The organism is Sporosarcina sp. FSL W7-1283, assembly GCF_038003105.1.
In the GTDB taxonomy this organism is placed as follows: Bacteria; Bacillota; Bacilli; order Bacillales_A; family Planococcaceae; genus Sporosarcina; species Sporosarcina newyorkensis.
This window is the reverse complement of the sequence record NZ_JBBOOL010000001.1, coordinates 3,608,003-3,625,385: the sequence shown is the minus strand read 5'-3', so window position 1 is coordinate 3,625,385 and position 17,383 is coordinate 3,608,003. Positions and strand designations below refer to the sequence as shown.

Annotated in this window: 16 protein-coding genes; all 16 read left to right on the top strand. The window is 43.6% G+C overall.

Annotation, left to right across the window (positions count from 1 at the left end; translation table 11 throughout):
• Positions 1-141: 141 nt before the first annotated feature.
• The 16 genes from rpoB to rpmC all read left to right on the top strand — a co-directional run bounded on the left by rpoB (position 142) and on the right by rpmC (position 17,373).
• On the top strand, positions 142-3,687 hold the full coding sequence (rpoB, locus tag MKY93_RS19010; RefSeq protein ID WP_009499064.1) for a DNA-directed RNA polymerase subunit beta: 3,546 nt from the start codon (positions 142-144) through the stop codon (positions 3,685-3,687).
• A gap of 304 nt (positions 3,688-3,991) precedes the next feature.
• Entirely contained in the window at positions 3,992-7,585 is a 3,594-nt protein-coding gene (rpoC, locus tag MKY93_RS19005) for a DNA-directed RNA polymerase subunit beta' (protein WP_009499063.1), read from the top strand.
• Between the two features lie 293 nt (positions 7,586-7,878).
• Positions 7,879-8,298 carry a 30S ribosomal protein S12 gene (gene rpsL / locus MKY93_RS19000; RefSeq protein ID WP_009499062.1) on the top strand — a complete coding sequence of 140 codons (420 nt, stop codon included), beginning with the start codon at positions 7,879-7,881 and terminating at the stop codon, positions 8,296-8,298.
• Between the two features lie 34 nt (positions 8,299-8,332).
• On the top strand, positions 8,333-8,803 hold the full coding sequence (gene rpsG / locus MKY93_RS18995; RefSeq protein ID WP_009499061.1) for a 30S ribosomal protein S7: 471 nt from the start codon (positions 8,333-8,335) through the stop codon (positions 8,801-8,803).
• A gap of 47 nt (positions 8,804-8,850) precedes the next feature.
• A complete protein-coding gene (gene fusA / locus MKY93_RS18990; RefSeq protein WP_009499060.1) occupies positions 8,851-10,929 on the top strand; it encodes an elongation factor G in 2,079 nt (692 codons plus the stop codon).
• 117 nt (positions 10,930-11,046) lie between these two features.
• Positions 11,047-12,234: an elongation factor Tu gene (gene tuf, locus MKY93_RS18985; RefSeq protein WP_009499059.1), complete on the top strand. Its 1,188-nt coding sequence runs from the start codon at positions 11,047-11,049 to the stop codon at positions 12,232-12,234.
• A 378-nt stretch (positions 12,235-12,612) separates the two neighbouring features.
• Positions 12,613-12,921 (top strand): 30S ribosomal protein S10, encoded by a 309-nt coding sequence (gene rpsJ / locus MKY93_RS18980; protein ID WP_040759929.1) that lies wholly within the window; start codon positions 12,613-12,615, stop codon positions 12,919-12,921.
• Between the two features lie 36 nt (positions 12,922-12,957).
• Positions 12,958-13,587, top strand: a complete 630-nt coding sequence (gene rplC / locus MKY93_RS18975) for a 50S ribosomal protein L3 (protein WP_009499057.1) — start codon at positions 12,958-12,960, stop codon at positions 13,585-13,587.
• 25 nt (positions 13,588-13,612) lie between these two features.
• On the top strand, positions 13,613-14,236 hold the full coding sequence (gene rplD, locus MKY93_RS18970; RefSeq protein WP_009499056.1) for a 50S ribosomal protein L4: 624 nt from the start codon (positions 13,613-13,615) through the stop codon (positions 14,234-14,236).
• Positions 14,236-14,520 (top strand): 50S ribosomal protein L23, encoded by a 285-nt coding sequence (gene rplW / locus MKY93_RS18965; RefSeq protein ID WP_009499055.1) that lies wholly within the window; start codon positions 14,236-14,238, stop codon positions 14,518-14,520. Before rplD ends, rplW begins: the two co-directional genes overlap by 1 nt.
• A gap of 32 nt (positions 14,521-14,552) precedes the next feature.
• On the top strand, positions 14,553-15,383 hold the full coding sequence (gene rplB / locus MKY93_RS18960; protein WP_040759928.1) for a 50S ribosomal protein L2: 831 nt from the start codon (positions 14,553-14,555) through the stop codon (positions 15,381-15,383).
• Between the two features lie 60 nt (positions 15,384-15,443).
• The gene (gene rpsS / locus MKY93_RS18955; protein ID WP_009499053.1) at positions 15,444-15,722 is read left to right on the top strand and encodes a 30S ribosomal protein S19; all 279 of its coding nucleotides are present in this window, start codon (positions 15,444-15,446) and stop codon (positions 15,720-15,722) included.
• 19 nt (positions 15,723-15,741) lie between these two features.
• On the top strand, positions 15,742-16,086 hold the full coding sequence (gene rplV / locus MKY93_RS18950; RefSeq protein WP_009499052.1) for a 50S ribosomal protein L22: 345 nt from the start codon (positions 15,742-15,744) through the stop codon (positions 16,084-16,086).
• Between the two features lie 3 nt (positions 16,087-16,089).
• A complete protein-coding gene (gene rpsC / locus MKY93_RS18945) occupies positions 16,090-16,746 on the top strand; it encodes a 30S ribosomal protein S3 (protein WP_009499051.1) in 657 nt (218 codons plus the stop codon).
• Positions 16,747-16,748: 2 nt separating this feature from the next.
• Positions 16,749-17,183 (top strand): 50S ribosomal protein L16, encoded by a 435-nt coding sequence (gene rplP / locus MKY93_RS18940; RefSeq protein ID WP_009499050.1) that lies wholly within the window; start codon positions 16,749-16,751, stop codon positions 17,181-17,183.
• Positions 17,173-17,373 (top strand): 50S ribosomal protein L29, encoded by a 201-nt coding sequence (gene rpmC, locus MKY93_RS18935; RefSeq protein ID WP_009499049.1) that lies wholly within the window; start codon positions 17,173-17,175, stop codon positions 17,371-17,373. Before rplP ends, rpmC begins: the two co-directional genes overlap by 11 nt.
• Positions 17,374-17,383 lie beyond the last annotated feature (10 nt).

The following is a 17,383-nucleotide window of genomic DNA, read 5'->3' as shown; positions in this document are numbered from 1 at the left end:
AAAGAAAGAGGCATACTGATGTTTGGATAAAAGATTGTGAAATCGAAAATGAGCTCTTGCCGGAACTCGTTTTCTTTTTGTTTTTTCGAAGTCACAGCTGAAATTCTGATTTTGCAAAAACTAATATTGTCTTAATGAGGGGTGAATGAGTTGACAGGTCATTTAGTTCAGTATGGTCAACATCGTCAGCGTAGAAGTTTTGCGCGAATCAACGAAGTGCTCGATCTGCCAAATTTGATTGAAATTCAAACGGCATCGTATGAGTGGTTCTTGGAGGAAGGTTTGCGAGAAATGTTCCGAGATATTTCTCCTATCCAAGATTTCACTGGAAACCTATCCTTGGAATTTATCGACTACCAACTGGGTGAACCAAAATACCCGGTAGACGAATCGAAGGAGCGCGATGTGACATACGCAGCACCGCTTCGTGTAAAAGTACGTCTTCACAATAAAGAAACTGGCGATGTAAAAGAACAAGACGTTTTCATGGGAGATTTCCCGCTTATGACCGAAAACGGCACATTCATTATTAATGGAGCAGAACGAGTTATCGTTTCTCAGCTCGTTCGTTCGCCGAGTGTCTATTACAATGATAAAACGGACAAAAACGGTAAACGCGGTTTTGGCGCTACTGTTATTCCGAACCGTGGTGCATGGCTTGAATACGAGACAGATGCAAAGGACGTTGTACATGTACGAATCGATCGTACGCGTAAATTGCCAATTACTGTCTTACTACGTGCATTAGGCTTCTCGACTGACCAAGAAATTATCGATTTGATCGGTGATAATGAATACTTACGTAATTCACTTGAAAAAGATAACACCGAGACTTCGGAAAAAGCTATGCTTGAAATTTACGAGCGCTTACGTCCGGGTGAACCACCAACGCTAGATAGCGCAAGAAGTTTGCTTTATTCTCGTTTCTTTGATCCGAAACGTTATGATTTGGCGAATGTCGGACGTTATAAAATGAATAAAAAGCTTCATCTGCAAAACCGACTATTCAATCAAACTGCCGCGGAAACGCTTGTTGACCCAGAAACTGGAGAAATTCTAGTGGAGAAAGATCAGTTGATTGACCGACGTACTCTAGATCGACTGCTTCCGTTTTTATCCGAAGGTATTAACACGCAGTCAATTGAACATGTCGGATCGGTTTTGGAAGAGCCAATGACGATTCAAACGCTAAAAATTTACGCACCGAAAAGTGAAGAAAAACAAGTACTCAATGTCATTTCTAATGCTGAAGTAGACGAGTCTGTTAAACATATTACCCCTTCAGATATTGTAGCTTCTATCAGCTATTTCTTTAACCTCTTACATGGCGTGGGAAATACAGATGATATAGATCACCTTGGAAATCGTCGTTTGCGTTCTGTTGGTGAGTTGCTTCAAAACCAATTCCGTATCGGACTATCCCGGATGGAGCGTGTTGTTAAAGAACGTATGTCCATCAACGATACACAATCCATCGTACCGCAACAATTGATCAATATACGTCCAGTTATCGCGTCTATAAAAGAGTTCTTCGGAAGTTCCCAGCTGTCTCAGTTCATGGACCAAACGAATCCGCTTGCTGAATTGACGCACAAACGTCGTTTATCTGCACTCGGACCAGGTGGTTTGACTCGTGAACGTGCAGGGATGGAAGTTCGTGACGTGCATTACTCACACTACGGCCGTATGTGTCCGATTGAAACGCCAGAGGGTCCGAACATTGGGCTGATTAACTCATTATCTACATTTGCTAAAGTAAATCGTTTTGGTTTTATTGAGACACCTTATCGGAAGGTAGATCCTGAAACAGGCCGTGTAACAGCGCAAATCGATTATCTGACAGCGGATATTGAGGATAATTACGTAGTAGCACAAGCAAACGCGCCACTTGGCGAGGACGGTTCATTTGTCAATGATGAAGTCGTAGGACGTTTCCAAGGGGACAACACAGTATTCAAACGGGACCAAATTGACTATATGGACGTTTCTCCTAAACAGGTCGTTTCTGCAGCGACTGCATGTATCCCATTCCTAGAGAATGATGACTCCAACCGTGCGTTGATGGGGGCGAACATGCAACGTCAAGCGGTTCCTCTATTGAACCCGGAAGCGCCTTTCGTAGGAACGGGTATGGAGCATATCTCAGCGCGTGATTCAGGCGCAGCAGTTGTTTCCAAGCATTACGGAATCGTGGAGCATGTGGAAGCGAAAGAAGTACGCATTCGCAGAATTGAAGAAATTGACGGTAAAGAAGTGAAGGGTGACCTTGCGATTTATCGTTTGTCTAAATTCATTCGTTCCAACCAAGGGACTTGCTATAACCAACGTCCGATCGTCCAAGTGGGCGACCGTGTAAAACCGCTTGATATATTAGCAGACGGCCCGTCTATGGAACAAGGAGAGCTTGCGCTCGGTCGTAATGTTCTGACTGCGTTCATGACATGGGATGGTTATAACTACGAGGATGCTATTATCATGAGTGAACGTCTAGTAAAAGACGATGTCTTCACATCTGTCCATATTGAAGAATATGAGTCAGAAGCGCGTGATACGAAGCTTGGACCGGAAGAAATCACTCGTGACATTCCGAATGTCGGAGAAGATGCATTGCGTAATCTTGACGATAGAGGAATTATCCGAGTCGGTGCAGAAGTTCGGGACGGCGATATCTTGGTCGGTAAGGTAACTCCTAAAGGGGTAACGGAATTGACTGCCGAAGAACGTCTTCTACACGCGATCTTTGGAGAAAAAGCACGTGAAGTCCGCGATACATCACTGCGTGTTCCACACGGTGCCGGTGGAATCGTGCTTGACGTGAAAGTATTCAACCGTGAAGACGGCGATGAACTATCTCCAGGTGTTAACCAGTTAGTCCGAGTATACATTGTACAAAAACGTAAAATCTCTGTCGGAGACAAAATGGCTGGACGTCACGGAAACAAAGGGGTTATTTCTAGAATCTTACCAGAATCTGAAATGCCTTACTTGCCGGATGGCACACCGATTGATGTCATGTTGAATCCGCTAGGTGTTCCGTCACGGATGAACATCGGACAGGTTCTTGAAATGCACTTGGGTATGGCGGCACGCAGCCTAGGGACGCACATGGCATCCCCTGTATTTGACGGGGCGAACGAAGAAGATGTGTGGTCTACTATGGAAGAGGCAGGCATGAACCGAGACGGTAAAACTGTCTTGTATGATGGCCGTTCAGGTGAACCATTTGATAACCGCGTATCTGTCGGTGTCATGTACTTGATTAAGCTGGCGCACATGGTTGATGACAAGTTGCACGCACGTTCCACTGGTCCATACTCTCTCGTTACACAGCAACCACTTGGTGGTAAAGCGCAGTTCGGTGGACAGCGTTTCGGTGAGATGGAAGTATGGGCACTTGAGGCATATGGTGCAGCTTATACCTTGCAAGAAATCTTAACAGTCAAATCCGATGATGTCGTAGGCCGTGTGAAAACATACGAAGCGATTGTCAAAGGAGACAGTGTGCCTCAACCAGGTGTACCGGAATCGTTTAAAGTTCTTATCAAAGAACTGCAAAGTCTTGGGTTGGATGTCAAAATGCTGACCGAAGACCTGGAAGAAATAGAGTTGCGAGACTTAGAGGACGAAGAAGACTTGCAGCCAACTGACGCACTGAACTTGATGAAAGAAGATCAACCGATATCCTAAAGCGGAAAGCGCCGTTTAGCCTCGACAGGCGTTGGAGGGCATACTTTCAAAGGCTGAACTTTGCCTTTGAAAGTAAGTTCGAAACGACCCGAGAGGCTGGCGCTTGCAGCTGGACGATATCCTAAAGTGGAAAGCGCTGATCTGAACTAACATAAATAAGAAAATCACAACCGAATAGAAGAGGGCTTCGAGCACCCTCTTCTATTCTATTCAGCTTAAGAAATATTTCTGGCTGAATGCGACACTACAAGTAAAGTTGCCTGACAAGCCATTGCGGCGATTAGACTAAAGGGAGGTAGGCTCCTTGATCGATGTTAATAATTTTGAGTATATGAAAATTGGCCTGGCTTCACCAGACAAGATACGGTCTTGGTCATATGGAGAAGTAAAAAAACCTGAAACTATCAACTACCGTACGTTGAAACCTGAGAAGGACGGATTGTTCTGCGAAAGAATTTTCGGACCGACAAAAGACTGGGAATGTCATTGCGGTAAGTATAAGCGGGTTCGTTACAAAGGCGTCGTCTGTGACCGTTGTGGCGTAGAAGTAACGCGTCAAAAAGTGCGACGTGAACGAATGGGTCACATTGAGCTTGCAGCACCTGTCACGCACATTTGGTATTTCAAAGGAATTCCTAGCCGTATGGGCTTGATTCTAGACATGACACCACGTGCATTAGAAGAAATTATTTATTTCGCTTCTTACGTAGTAGTTGATCCCGCCGATACACCACTTGAGCGGAAGCAGTTACTTTCGGAAAAAGAATACCGGATTTATCGTGAAAAATACGGTTCTAAATTCCAAGCAGCCATGGGAGCAGAAGCGATTGAGCAACTGCTGCGTGCAATTGATTTAGACAAAGAAACAGATTCCTTAAAAGAAGAGTTGAAAACGGTCCAAGGTCAACGTCGTACAAGAGCGATCAGACGCCTGGAAGTTGTGGAGTCATTCCGTAACTCAGGAAACCGCCCAGAGTGGATGGTTTTGGAAGTTCTCCCTGTTATCCCTCCAGAGTTGCGACCAATGGTACAGCTAGACGGCGGACGTTTCGCGACTTCTGACTTGAATGATCTGTACCGTCGTGTCATTAACCGGAATAACCGACTGAAACGACTATTAGATTTAGGTGCACCTGGCATCATTGTCCAGAACGAAAAACGTATGTTGCAAGAAGCAGTAGATGCGCTTGTAGATAATGGACGTCGCGGTAGACCGGTTACAGGTCCTGGTAATCGTCCATTGAAATCTCTTTCTCATATGTTGAAAGGGAAACAAGGCCGTTTCCGTCAGAACTTACTAGGTAAACGAGTAGACTATTCAGGTCGTTCTGTAATCGTAGTAGGACCTAGTCTGAAAATGTATCAATGCGGACTGCCGAAAGAAATGGCGATTGAGCTATTCAAGCCATTCGTTATGAAAGAATTGGTGGAACGTAATTTAGCCCATAATATCAAGAGTGCGAAAAGAAAGATTGAGCGTTTGCATTCCGAAGTATGGGATGTACTTGAAGATGTAATTAAAGAACATCCAGTACTTCTTAACCGAGCACCGACGCTTCACCGTCTGGGAATCCAGGCATTTGAACCGATGCTCGTAGAAGGTCGGGCGATTACATTGCATCCACTCGTCTGTACGGCATATAACGCTGACTTTGACGGTGACCAAATGGCAGTCCACGTTCCTCTTTCTGCGGAAGCACAAGCAGAAGCGCGTCTGTTGATGCTAGCTGCTCAAAACATTTTGAATCCGAAAGACGGGAAGCCGGTTGTTACTCCTTCACAGGATATGGTTCTCGGGAATTATTATTTAACATTGGAACGCAAAGATTCAGCTGGGGAAGGTTCAGTATTCAGTGATCCGAATGAGGCATTAATTGCTTATCAAACCGGACACGTTCACTTGCACACCCGTATTGCAATCCAAGCGGGTAGCATAAATAATCCTACATTTACAGAAGAGCAGAACAAACAGCTTTTACTGACTACTGTAGGTAAAATAATTTTCAACGAGATTCTGCCTGAGTCGTTCCCTTACATCAACGAACCGACCGACAACAACTTGCAAGTGGAGACGCCTGATAAGTATTTCGTAGATGGAACGGTAAATGTGAAAGAACACTTGGAGAATGCAGAGCTTGTATCGCCTTTCAAAAAGGGGATCTTAGGAGACATCATCGCGGAGATCTTCAAACGATTCCATATTACGGAAACGTCAAGGATGCTGGACCGAATGAAAAACCTCGGATTCAAATATTCTACTCGTGCTGGTATTACAATCGGTATTTCGGATATCGTTGTCTTGCCGAACAAAGCGGATATTTTACATGATGCACAGGAGAAAGTGGATAAGGTCACTCAACAGTTCCGCCGTGGTTTAATTACCGAAGAAGAACGTTATGACCGTGTTATTTCTTACTGGAGCCATGCGAAAGATGTTATTCAGAATAAATTGATGGATTCATTGGATAATGAAAACCCGATTTACATGATGAGTGACTCCGGGGCACGTGGTAATGCATCGAACTTTACGCAACTCGCAGGTATGCGGGGACTGATGGCCAACCCGGCTGGACGGATTATCGAACTTCCGATCAAATCCTCTTTCCGTGAAGGACTGACGGTACTCGAATACTTTATCTCCACTCACGGTGCGCGTAAAGGTCTTGCAGATACAGCCTTGAAAACAGCTGACTCAGGTTACTTGACGCGTCGTCTAGTAGACGTTGCACAAGATGTCATAGTGCGCGAAGACGACTGTGGTACAGACCGTGGTCTTGAAATCGCTGCTTTGACAGAAGGAAATGAAATGATTGAAACTCTTCAAGAGCGTATTGAAGGCCGTCATACGAAAAAGACTATTTTCCATCCGGAAACAGGCGAAGTGATTCTGGAGAAGAATGGTTTAATTACAGCTGATGCTGCTACTACAATTATTCAGGCAGGTATTGAACAGGTGACGATTCGTTCGGCATTTACTTGTAATACAAAGCATGGTGTTTGTAAAAAATGTTACGGAATTAACTTGGCTACAGGTGAAGCAGTGGAAGTAGGAGAAGCAGTAGGTATTATTGCGGCTCAATCTATTGGTGAACCTGGTACGCAGTTGACGATGCGGACATTCCACACAGGTGGGGTAGCTGGAGACGATATTACACAAGGTCTTCCGCGGATTCAGGAGATATTCGAATCTCGGAATCCGAAAGGGCAGGCGGTCATTTCAGAGATTGCCGGAACAGTTGTGGATATCGACGAAATCCGTGAAGGTCAAAAAGAGATTACCATCCAAGGTGAAGTGGAAACACGTAAATATTTGGCTCCGTATAATGCGCGCTTGAAAGTAGAAGAAGGCGACGTGATTGAACGAGGCGAAAGTATTACAGAAGGTTCCATCGATCCGAAAGAATTGATCGTGGTCAAAGATGTAGCAACTGTACAAGAGTATTTATTAAAAGAAGTACAGAAGGTTTACCGAATGCAAGGGGTAGAAATTGGCGATAAGCACGTAGAAGTAATGGTTCGTCAAATGTTGCGCAAAGTTCGGATAATTGAAGCTGGAGATACAGATCTTCTGCCAGGTTCTTTATTGGATATTCATCAGTTTGCTGAAGCGAATGCGAAAGTGTTGTTGTCAGGCAAAGCGCCAGCGACTTCACGTCCAGTTATTCTTGGAATTACTAAAGCCTCGCTTGAAACAGAGTCCTTCTTATCGGCGGCTTCGTTCCAGGAAACGACGAGAGTTCTTACAGATGCGGCCATCAAAGGTAAAACAGATGAGTTGCTAGGTCTGAAAGAAAACGTCATTATCGGGAAATTAGTGCCTGCAGGAACTGGTATGCAAAGATACCGTCAGATCAAGATGGAACATGAAGAACAAGAAGAAACAATTACAGTAGATTAAGAATAAACGGGACCTCGGTCCCGTTTATCTTTATTAAGCAAAATTGATTTTCTCAAACTTGTTGACAAGTCTTTCTGCAGATGATAATATACAAAAGGTTGATAGTTGTTGGTCGAAACTTTTATAAGTGACGGCGAGAAGCAATCATCATTATAAAACAACAGTGAACAGAGATCTCTGGAGTTTACTGAATTCCGTTTTTGTGTGTGCACGCACAAGAACTTTGTTTTTACCTAAAAATGAACCACCTGGATGTGTGGTATTACAAAAAGCTCGGAAGGAGGAACAACCTGATGCCTACAATTAACCAATTAGTCCGTAATCCTCGTAAGTCGAAATCGGAGAATTCTAAATCACCGGCTCTAGGAAAAAGCTACAACAGCTTTAAAAAGTCAATGACAAACGTGAACTCACCACAAAAAAGAGGTGTTTGTACACGTGTTGGTACTATGACTCCTAAGAAACCGAACTCGGCGCTACGTAAATATGCTCGTGTTCGTTTGACAAATACTTTGGAAGTTAACGCGTATATCCCAGGTGAAGGCCACAACTTGCAAGAACACAGTGTGGTACTAATCCGCGGAGGTCGTGTAAAAGACTTACCGGGTGTTCGTTACCATATCGTACGTGGTGCGCTTGATACAGCTGGAGTTACTGGCCGTATGCAAAGCCGTTCTCAATACGGCGCAAAGAAACCAAAAGAAAAGAAATAATATAATCTAATGATATCGAAAGGAGGAACTAATTATGCCTCGTAAAGGTCCAGTTGCAAAACGCGATGTATTACCTGATCCGATTTATAATTCCAAGCTTGTAAGCCGCCTTATCAACAAAATGATGGTAGACGGTAAGAAAGGTACTTCTCAAAAAATCCTTTATGGAGCGTTCGAAATTGTTAAAGAACGTTCTGGTAAAGAACCAATTGAAGTATTTGAAGCAGCTTTAAATAATGTAATGCCAGTTCTTGAAGTGCGTGCTCGCCGTGTTGGTGGAGCGAACTATCAAGTGCCAGTTGAAGTGCGTCCTGAACGTCGTACTACGCTAGGTCTTCGTTACCTTGTTAACTATTCACGTACTCGTGGAGAGAAAACAATGGAAGAACGTCTAGCGAACGAAATTCTTGATGCTTCTAACAACACAGGTGCTTCTGTAAAACGCCGTGAAGAAATGCATAAAATGGCTGAAGCCAACAGAGCATTCGCTCACTATCGTTGGTAAGTCCGGATAAACTACAGCAGTAATCCGAAACGGAAGGAGTTTACAATATGGCTAGAGAGTTCTCCTTAGAGAATACTCGTAACATTGGTATCATGGCTCACATTGACGCTGGTAAGACAACGACAACTGAGCGGATCCTTTTTTACACAGGTAAAATCCACAAAATTGGTGAAACACACGAAGGTGCTTCACAAATGGACTGGATGGAGCAAGAACAAGAACGTGGAATTACGATTACATCTGCTGCTACAACAGCTGCATGGAAAGGTCACCGCGTAAACATCATCGATACACCGGGACACGTAGACTTCACAGTGGAAGTTGAACGTTCATTGCGTGTACTAGATGGTGCCGTTACAGTACTTGATGCTCAATCAGGTGTTGAGCCACAAACGGAAACAGTTTGGCGTCAAGCGACAAACTACAAAGTACCACGTCTTGTATTCGTAAACAAAATGGATAAAACAGGTGCAGATTTCCTTTACTCTATCGGAACTCTTCGCGATCGCCTACAAGCGAATGCGCATCCTATCCAATTGCCGATCGGTGCAGAAGATCAATTCTCTGGAATTATCGACTTGATCGAAATGAAAGCGACATTGTATCCGAATGACCTAGGCACTGATGTGACAGTGGAAGATATCCCTGCTGAATATTTAGAGCAAGCGAATGAGTACCGTGAAAAGCTAATTGAAGCAATCGTAGACTTTGACGAAGACTTAATGGAAAAGTATCTCGGCGGCGAAGAACTAACAGTAGAAGAAATCAAAACAGCTATTCGTAGAGCTACATTAGCGGTTGAATTCTATCCTGTAGTTTGCGGAACAGCTTTCAAAAACAAGGGAGTACAATTAGTGTTGGATGCAGTAGTCGACTACTTGCCATCACCACTTGATATTCCTCCAATGGTAGGAACAAATCCTGATACTGAAGAAGAGGAAGAGCGTCATTCTAGCGATGAAGAGCCATTCTCTGCACTTGCATTTAAAGTAATGACGGATCCTTATGTAGGGAAACTTACATTCTTCCGTATTTATTCAGGCGTACTTCAAGCAGGTTCTTATGTTACAAACTCTTCAAAAGGCAAACGTGAACGCGTAGGACGTATCCTGCAGATGCACGCGAACAGCCGTGAAGAAATTTCTGAAGTGCATGCGGGTGAAATTGCTGCTGCTGTAGGTTTGAAAGATACGGGAACAGGCGACACACTTTGTGATGAGAAAGCCTTGATTATCTTAGAATCAATGGAATTCCCTGAACCTGTTATTTCCGTAGCGATCGAGCCAAAAACAAAAGCGGACCAAGATAAAATGGGTCAAGCTCTTGCTAAGTTACAAGAAGAAGATCCAACGTTCCGTGCACATACGGATCAAGAAACAGGCGAAGTTATCATCGCAGGTATGGGTGAACTTCACTTGGACATCATCGTTGACCGTCTGAAGCGTGAATTCAAAGTGGAAGCAAACGTGGGCGCGCCACAAGTTTCTTACCGCGAAACATTCCGTCAGTCTGCTGAAGTCGAAGGTAAATTCGTACGTCAATCAGGTGGACGTGGACAATTTGGTCACGTTTGGATCGAGTTTGGTCCAAATGAAGAAGGAAAAGGATTCGAATTCCAAAACAATATTGTTGGTGGTACTGTTCCTCGTGAATATATCCCAGCAGTTGAAGCAGGACTTCGTGATTCATTAGACAACGGTATTTTGGCTGGATATCCATTAATCGATATCAAAGCACGTCTATATGATGGATCTTACCATGACGTTGACTCCAACGAAATGGCATTCAAGATCGCTGCATCCATGGCTTTGAAAAATGCAGCATCTAAATGTTCACCAGTACTTCTTGAACCAACAATGAAAGTAGAAGTAATCATTCCAGAAGAATACATGGGCGACATTATGGGTGACATTACATCCCGTCGTGGACGTGTAGAAGGTATGGAAGCTCGTGGTAACGCACAAGTTGTTCGTGCAATGGTTCCACTTGCTGAAATGTTCGGTTATGCAACAGCACTTCGTTCTAATACGCAAGGCCGCGGAGTATTCTCCATGGTGTTCGATCACTATGAAGAAGTTCCAAAGTCAGTTGCTGAAGAAGTAATCAAGAAAAACAAAGGTGAATAATAAAGTTCATCCTTGTTTCTGACAGTGAATACTTGTAAGATATGGATAGTCGAGGGTACGCTTTCGGCTTCCATGCTATAAAAACTAAACTTTTGAATTTAAGGGAGGACCTCTAAAATGGGTAAAGAAAAATTCGACCGCTCCAAGGAGCACGCAAACGTAGGAACAATTGGTCACGTTGACCATGGTAAAACAACTTTGACTGCAGCTATTGCAACAGTTCTATCTAAAGCAATGGGTGGAGAAGCGAAATCATACGCTGACGTTGATAACGCACCTGAAGAAAAAGAGCGTGGAATCACAATCAGTACTTCACACGTTGAGTATGAAACTGAAAAGCGTCACTATGCACACGTTGACTGCCCAGGTCACGCTGACTATGTTAAAAACATGATCACTGGTGCTGCACAAATGGACGGCGGAATCCTAGTAGTATCTGCTGCTGACGGCCCAATGCCACAAACTCGTGAGCACATCCTTCTTTCACGTCAAGTAGGTGTTCCTTACCTAGTTGTCTTCATGAACAAATGTGACATGGTAGACGATGAAGAACTACTTGAACTAGTAGAAATGGAAATCCGTGAACTTCTATCTGAATATGACTTCCCTGGCGATGATATTCCAGTAATCCGTGGATCTGCTCTTAAAGCTCTTGAAGGAGAAGCAGATTGGGAAGCTAAAATCATTGAATTGATGCAAGCTGTTGATGATTATATCCCAACTCCAGAACGTGATACTGACAAGCCATTCATGATGCCTGTTGAGGACGTATTCTCAATCACAGGTCGTGGTACAGTTGCAACAGGACGTGTTGAGCGTGGAGTAGTTAAAGTCGGAGATGTTGTTGACATCATCGGTCTTACTGAAGAACCAAAATCTACTACTGTAACAGGTGTAGAAATGTTCCGTAAACTTCTTGACTATGCAGAAGCTGGAGACAACATCGGTGCACTTCTTCGTGGAGTATCTCGTGAAGACATCGAGCGTGGACAAGTTCTTGCTAAGCCAGGTTCAATCACACCACACACTCAGTTCAAATCTGAAGTGTATGTTCTTTCAAAAGAAGAGGGTGGACGTCATACTCCATTCTTCTCTAACTACCGTCCTCAGTTCTACTTCCGTACAACTGACGTAACAGGTATTATCCAACTTCCTGAAGGCGTAGAAATGGTTATGCCTGGGGATAACGTTGAAATGACAGTTGAACTGATCTCTCCAATCGCGATTGAAGAAGGTACTAAATTCTCAATCCGTGAAGGTGGACGTACAGTTGGAGCTGGCGTTGTAGCTACAATCACAAAATAATTCGATTGAATCCCGCCTTAACGGCGGGATTTTTTTATGTTTATCAAAAGAAATATTAAGCAGTAGTGATGCACTACATCTGCCTAATCTAAATCACTTGCATTTGATTATAATTTACATGGTTTAAAAGAAAAAAGTGCTTTCTAAATACGTGCATCTCGCTGTAAAACCTGTTAAAATAATAAACGGATTAAAAAATAGACTAATTTCTTCAAAAGGGTTGCGCGATCCTCTTAAGTTATGTATAATGTTGAATGTTGGTCTTTGACTGCGATGAAGCGAGAGGTTGCCGATACACCCGGCCGCTTTGCCATGGCGCGTGTATGGGAAATTTTCGTGGAGAATTGTCTAGAAAATAGGCGAAAGGGAGGGAAAGTAATGGCAAAACAAAAGATTCGTATTCGTTTGAAAGCTTATGATCACAGAATGTTGGATCAGTCAGCTGAGAAGATTGTTGAAACGGCTAAACGTTCTGGTGCAAGTGTTTCAGGTCCAATTCCGTTGCCAACTGAAAGATCAGTTTACACGGTATTGCGTTCAGTTCACATTTACAAAGATTCACGTGAGCAATTTGAAATGCGTACACACAAACGTTTAATCGATATCGTGAATCCGACTCCACAAACTGTGGATGCGTTAATGAAGCTTGATTTACCATCAGGCGTCGACATCGAAATCAAACTATAAAAAATAAAACAATGAATATTACAGGAGGTGTGACTAATGACCAAAGGAATCTTAGGAAGAAAAGTCGGTATGACGCAAGTATTTGCTGAAAACGGCGATTTAATCCCAGTAACAGTGATTGAAGCTGCTCCAAACGTTGTTCTTCAAAAGAAGACAGTTGATACAGACGGCTACGAATCAATCCAACTTGGATTTGACGATAAACGTGAAAAGCTTTCAAACAAGCCTGAGCAAGGCCACGTAGCAAAAGCTAACACGGCACCTAAGCGCTTCATTCGCGAAATTCGCGGAGCAGACGTTAGTGCATACGAAGTTGGTCAGGAAGTCAAAGTCGATACATTTGCAGCAGGCGATGTAGTAGACATTACAGGAGTATCAAAAGGTAAAGGATTCCAAGGTGTCATTAAGCGTCACGGTTTCTCACGTGGACCAATGACTCACGGATCTCGTTTCCACCGCGCACCAGGTTCTCTAGGAGCGGTTGATGGACAACGTGTATTCAAAGGGAAGAAACTACCTGGACGTACTGGTGGCAAAACAGTAACGATCCAAAACGTTGAAATCGTACGAGTTGACGAAGAACGCAACTTGTTGCTAGTAAAAGGTAACGTTCCTGGAGCTCGCAAATCACTTGTTCAAGTGAAAAGCGCAATTAAAGGGAACTGAGTAAAACAGGAAGGAGGAAATAGGAATGCCTAAAGTATCTGTAGTAAGTCAAACAGGTTCTGCAGTCGGCGACATCGAATTAAACGATGCGATTTTTGGAATCGAGCCGAACGAAGCAGTATTATATGAAGCAATCGTTCAACAACAAGCTTCTTTGCGCCAAGGTAACCATAAGGTTAAAACTCGCGCAGAAGTTGCAGGCGGCGGTCGTAAACCATGGCGCCAAAAAGGCACAGGCCGTGCACGTCAAGGTTCAATCAGATCACCACAATGGCGCGGGGGCGGTATCGTATTCGGTCCAACACCACGTAGCTATAGCTATAAAATGCCTAAGAAAGTTCGTCGTTTAGCACTTCTTTCTGCACTTTCAACGAAAGTTCGCGCAGAAGAACTAATCGTTGTGGACAACTTGGCGTTTGATGCACCAAAGACAAAAGGCTTTGTTAAAGTACTTGAAGATCTTTCAATTACAAAGAAAGCACTATTTGTTACAGCTGACCTGGAAGAAACAGTAGCTTTGTCTGCACGTAATATTCCTGGCGTTAGCGTAGTTACAGCGAACGGCATCAATGTTCTTGACCTAGTCGGACATGATCAACTCGTTATGACTAAAGCAGCAGTTGAAAAAGTAGAGGAGGTGCTTGGTTAATGGAAGCACGTGATATTTTGAAACGTCCGGTCATTACCGAGCGTTCTTCTGAGCAAATGGATCTTAGAAAATATACATTCGAAGTGGATACACGCGCGAACAAAACGCATGTTAAACAAGCTATCGAAGAAATTTTCGGTGTAGAAGTTGAAAAAGTAAACGTTCAGAACTACAAAGGTAAGTTCAAACGTATGGGGAAACATGCTGGCTATACAAACAAACGCCGCAAAGCGATTGTTACACTTACAGCTGATTCCAAAGATATCGAACTTTTTGAAATGTAATTAACGCACAAATAATGAAGGAGGGAACACAAATGGCGATCAAGAAGTACAAAGCTACCTCCAACGGGCGTCGTAACATGACTTCTTCTGATTTCTCTGAAATTACTACAGATAAACCAGAAAAATCATTGCTTGAACCAATCAAGCGTAACGGCGGACGTAACAACCAAGGTAGAATGACAGTTCGTCACCATGGTGGAGGACATAAGCGCCAATACCGCGTCATCGATTTCCAACGCCGGAAAGATGGCATACCAGGACGCGTTGCTACGATCGAATACGATCCAAACCGTTCTGCAAACATCGCATTAATCAATTATGCTGATGGAGAGAAAAAATATATCCTTGCACCAAAAGGATTGCAAGTAGGTTCCACAATCATGTCAGGACCTGAAGCAGATATCCGTGTAGGGAATGCACTACCACTAGAAAACATTCCGATGGGTTCTACTATTCACAACATTGAAATGAAGCCAGGCAAGGGTGGACAACTTGTTCGTTCTGCAGGAACTTCAGCTCAACTACTTGGACGTGAAGGCAAATATGTCATCATTCGTCTACAATCAGGTGAAGTGCGTATGATTCTTTCTACTTGCCGTGCAACAATCGGTCAAGTCGGTAACGAACAGCACGAATTGATTAACATTGGTAAAGCAGGTCGTTCACGTTGGTTAGGCAAGCGTCCAACTGTTCGTGGATCTGTTATGAACCCTAACGATCACCCACACGGTGGTGGTGAAGGACGTACACCAATCGGCCGTCCGAGTCCTGTTACTCCTTGGGGTAAACCAACTCTTGGATACAAAACTCGTTCTAAGAACAATAAATCAGATAAACTTATCGTTCGCCGTCGTAAAAAATAATGTGATTGCACTGCGGTTCAGAAGATGGACCGTAGTACAAACTCGGAAGGAGGTTCCAGAATGGGCCGCAGCTTGAAAAAAGGACCTTTTGCAGATGACCATTTACTAAAAAAGGTTGACGCACAAAAAGATTCAGAAAAGAAACAGGTAATTAAAACTTGGTCACGCCGTTCAACAATCTTCCCGTCATTCATCGGTATGACGATTGCAGTATATGATGGACGCAAACATGTTCCTGTTTATGTAACAGAAGATATGGTAGGACACAAACTAGGTGAATTCGTACCTACGCGCACATACAAAGGCCATGGTGCCGACGATAAGAAAACAAAACGCTAATTGAGAGGAGGTTATCCTGATGCAACAAGCTAAAGCATCTGTACGCACAGTCCGTATTGCTCCTCGCAAAGTCCGTTTGGTCGTTGATCTTATTCGGGGCAAGAAAATCGGTGAAGCTGTCGCGATTCTACGACTTACGCCTAAAGCGGCATCTCCGGTTGTAGAAAAACTTTTGAAATCAGCGATTGCAAATGCTGAACACAATTACGAAATGAACACTGAAGACTTGATCGTCAGTGAAGTATTCGTAGATGAAGGACCAACAATGAAACGTTTCCGTCCACGTGCACAAGGTCGTGCAAGTGCGATTAACAAACGTACGAGCCACATCACGTTAGTGGTATCCGAAAAGAAGGAGGGGTAATTAGTGGGCCAAAAAGTACATCCTAATGGACTGCGTGTCGGTGTCATCCGTGACTGGGACTCAAAATGGTACGCGGAAAAAGATTATGCGTCCTTACTACACGAAGACTTAAAGATTCGTGAATATATTGAAAAGCGTCTTGTAGATGCATCAGTTTCTAAAGTTGAAATTGAGCGTGCTGCTAAGCGTGTAAACATTACAATCCACACTGCAAAGCCAGGTATGGTTATCGGTAAAGGTGGTTCCGAAGTCGAAGCACTTCGTAAACAACTTAACGAAATCACAGGCAAGCGTGTACACATCAATATCGTAGAAGTAAAACGTGCTGATTTGGATGCGAAACTAGTCGCAGAATCAATCGCTCGTCAATTGGAAAGCCGTGTATCTTTCCGTCGTGCACAAAAACAAGCAATTCAACGTACGATCCGTGCAGGCGCTAAAGGTATCAAAACACAAGTTTCTGGACGTCTCGGCGGTGCCGATATTGCGCGTGCAGAACACTATAGTGAAGGAACTGTCCCTCTTCATACATTACGTGCTGATATAGACTATGCACATGCTGAAGCTGATACTACTTATGGTAAGCTTGGCGTTAAAGTATGGATTTATCGTGGTGAAGTCCTTCCAGTCAAGAAGAACTCTGGGGAAGGAGGCAAATAATCATGTTAATGCCTAAACGTGTTAAACATCGTCGTGTATTCCGTGGGAAAATGCGTGGTGAAACAAAAGGTGGCGCTACTGTACAATTTGGTGAGTTTGGTCTTCAAGCTACAGAATCAGGTTGGATCACGAACCGTCAAATTGAATCTGCGCGTATCGCTATGACTCGTTATATGAAACGTGGCGGTAAAGTTTGGATCAATATTTTCCCGCATAAACCATATACTAAAAAGCCTCTAGAAGTCCGGATGGGTTCCGGTAAGGGTGCTGTAGAAGGCTGGGTTGCAGTTGTGAAGCCCGGTAGAGTAATGTTTGAAATTGCAGGTGTTCCAGAAGAGGTAGCTCGTGAAGCGCTTCGACTCGCATCGCACAAACTTCCTGTAACAAGCAAGTTTGTAAAACGTGAAGAAATTGGTGGTGAGTCTAATGAAAGCTAAAGAAATTCGTGACTTAACAACTGCAGAAATCGAGCAAAAAGTGAAATCACTGAAAGAAGAGCTTTTCAACCTTCGCTTCCAGTTAGCGACAGGTCAATTAGAAAACACTGCACGCATCCGTGAAGTACGCAAATCGATTGCGCGCATGAAAACTGTAATACGTCAAAGAGAAATCAGTGCAAATAACTGATGAAGGAGGT

Excerpts from the sequence above, each read along its gene's own strand:
- fusA (WP_009499060.1), top strand. The coding sequence starts at position 8,851 with ATGGCTAGAGAGTTCTCCTTAGAGAATACTCGTAACATTGGTATCATG.
- rplD (WP_009499056.1), top strand. The coding sequence starts at position 13,613 with ATGCCTAAAGTATCTGTAGTAAGTCAAACAGGTTCTGCAGTCGGCGAC.
- rpsG (WP_009499061.1), top strand. The coding sequence starts at position 8,333 with ATGCCTCGTAAAGGTCCAGTTGCAAAACGCGATGTATTACCTGATCCG.
- rplP (WP_009499050.1), top strand. The coding sequence starts at position 16,749 with ATGTTAATGCCTAAACGTGTTAAACATCGTCGTGTATTCCGTGGGAAA.
- rpsJ (WP_040759929.1), top strand. The coding sequence starts at position 12,613 with ATGGCAAAACAAAAGATTCGTATTCGTTTGAAAGCTTATGATCACAGA.
- tuf (WP_009499059.1), top strand. The coding sequence starts at position 11,047 with ATGGGTAAAGAAAAATTCGACCGCTCCAAGGAGCACGCAAACGTAGGA.
- rplB (WP_040759928.1), top strand. The coding sequence starts at position 14,553 with ATGGCGATCAAGAAGTACAAAGCTACCTCCAACGGGCGTCGTAACATG.
- rplV (WP_009499052.1), top strand. The coding sequence starts at position 15,742 with ATGCAACAAGCTAAAGCATCTGTACGCACAGTCCGTATTGCTCCTCGC.
- rpmC (WP_009499049.1), top strand. The coding sequence starts at position 17,173 with ATGAAAGCTAAAGAAATTCGTGACTTAACAACTGCAGAAATCGAGCAA.
- rpsL (WP_009499062.1), top strand. The coding sequence starts at position 7,879 with ATGCCTACAATTAACCAATTAGTCCGTAATCCTCGTAAGTCGAAATCG.
- rpsS (WP_009499053.1), top strand. The coding sequence starts at position 15,444 with ATGGGCCGCAGCTTGAAAAAAGGACCTTTTGCAGATGACCATTTACTA.
- rplC (WP_009499057.1), top strand. The coding sequence starts at position 12,958 with ATGACCAAAGGAATCTTAGGAAGAAAAGTCGGTATGACGCAAGTATTT.
- rplW (WP_009499055.1), top strand. The coding sequence starts at position 14,236 with ATGGAAGCACGTGATATTTTGAAACGTCCGGTCATTACCGAGCGTTCT.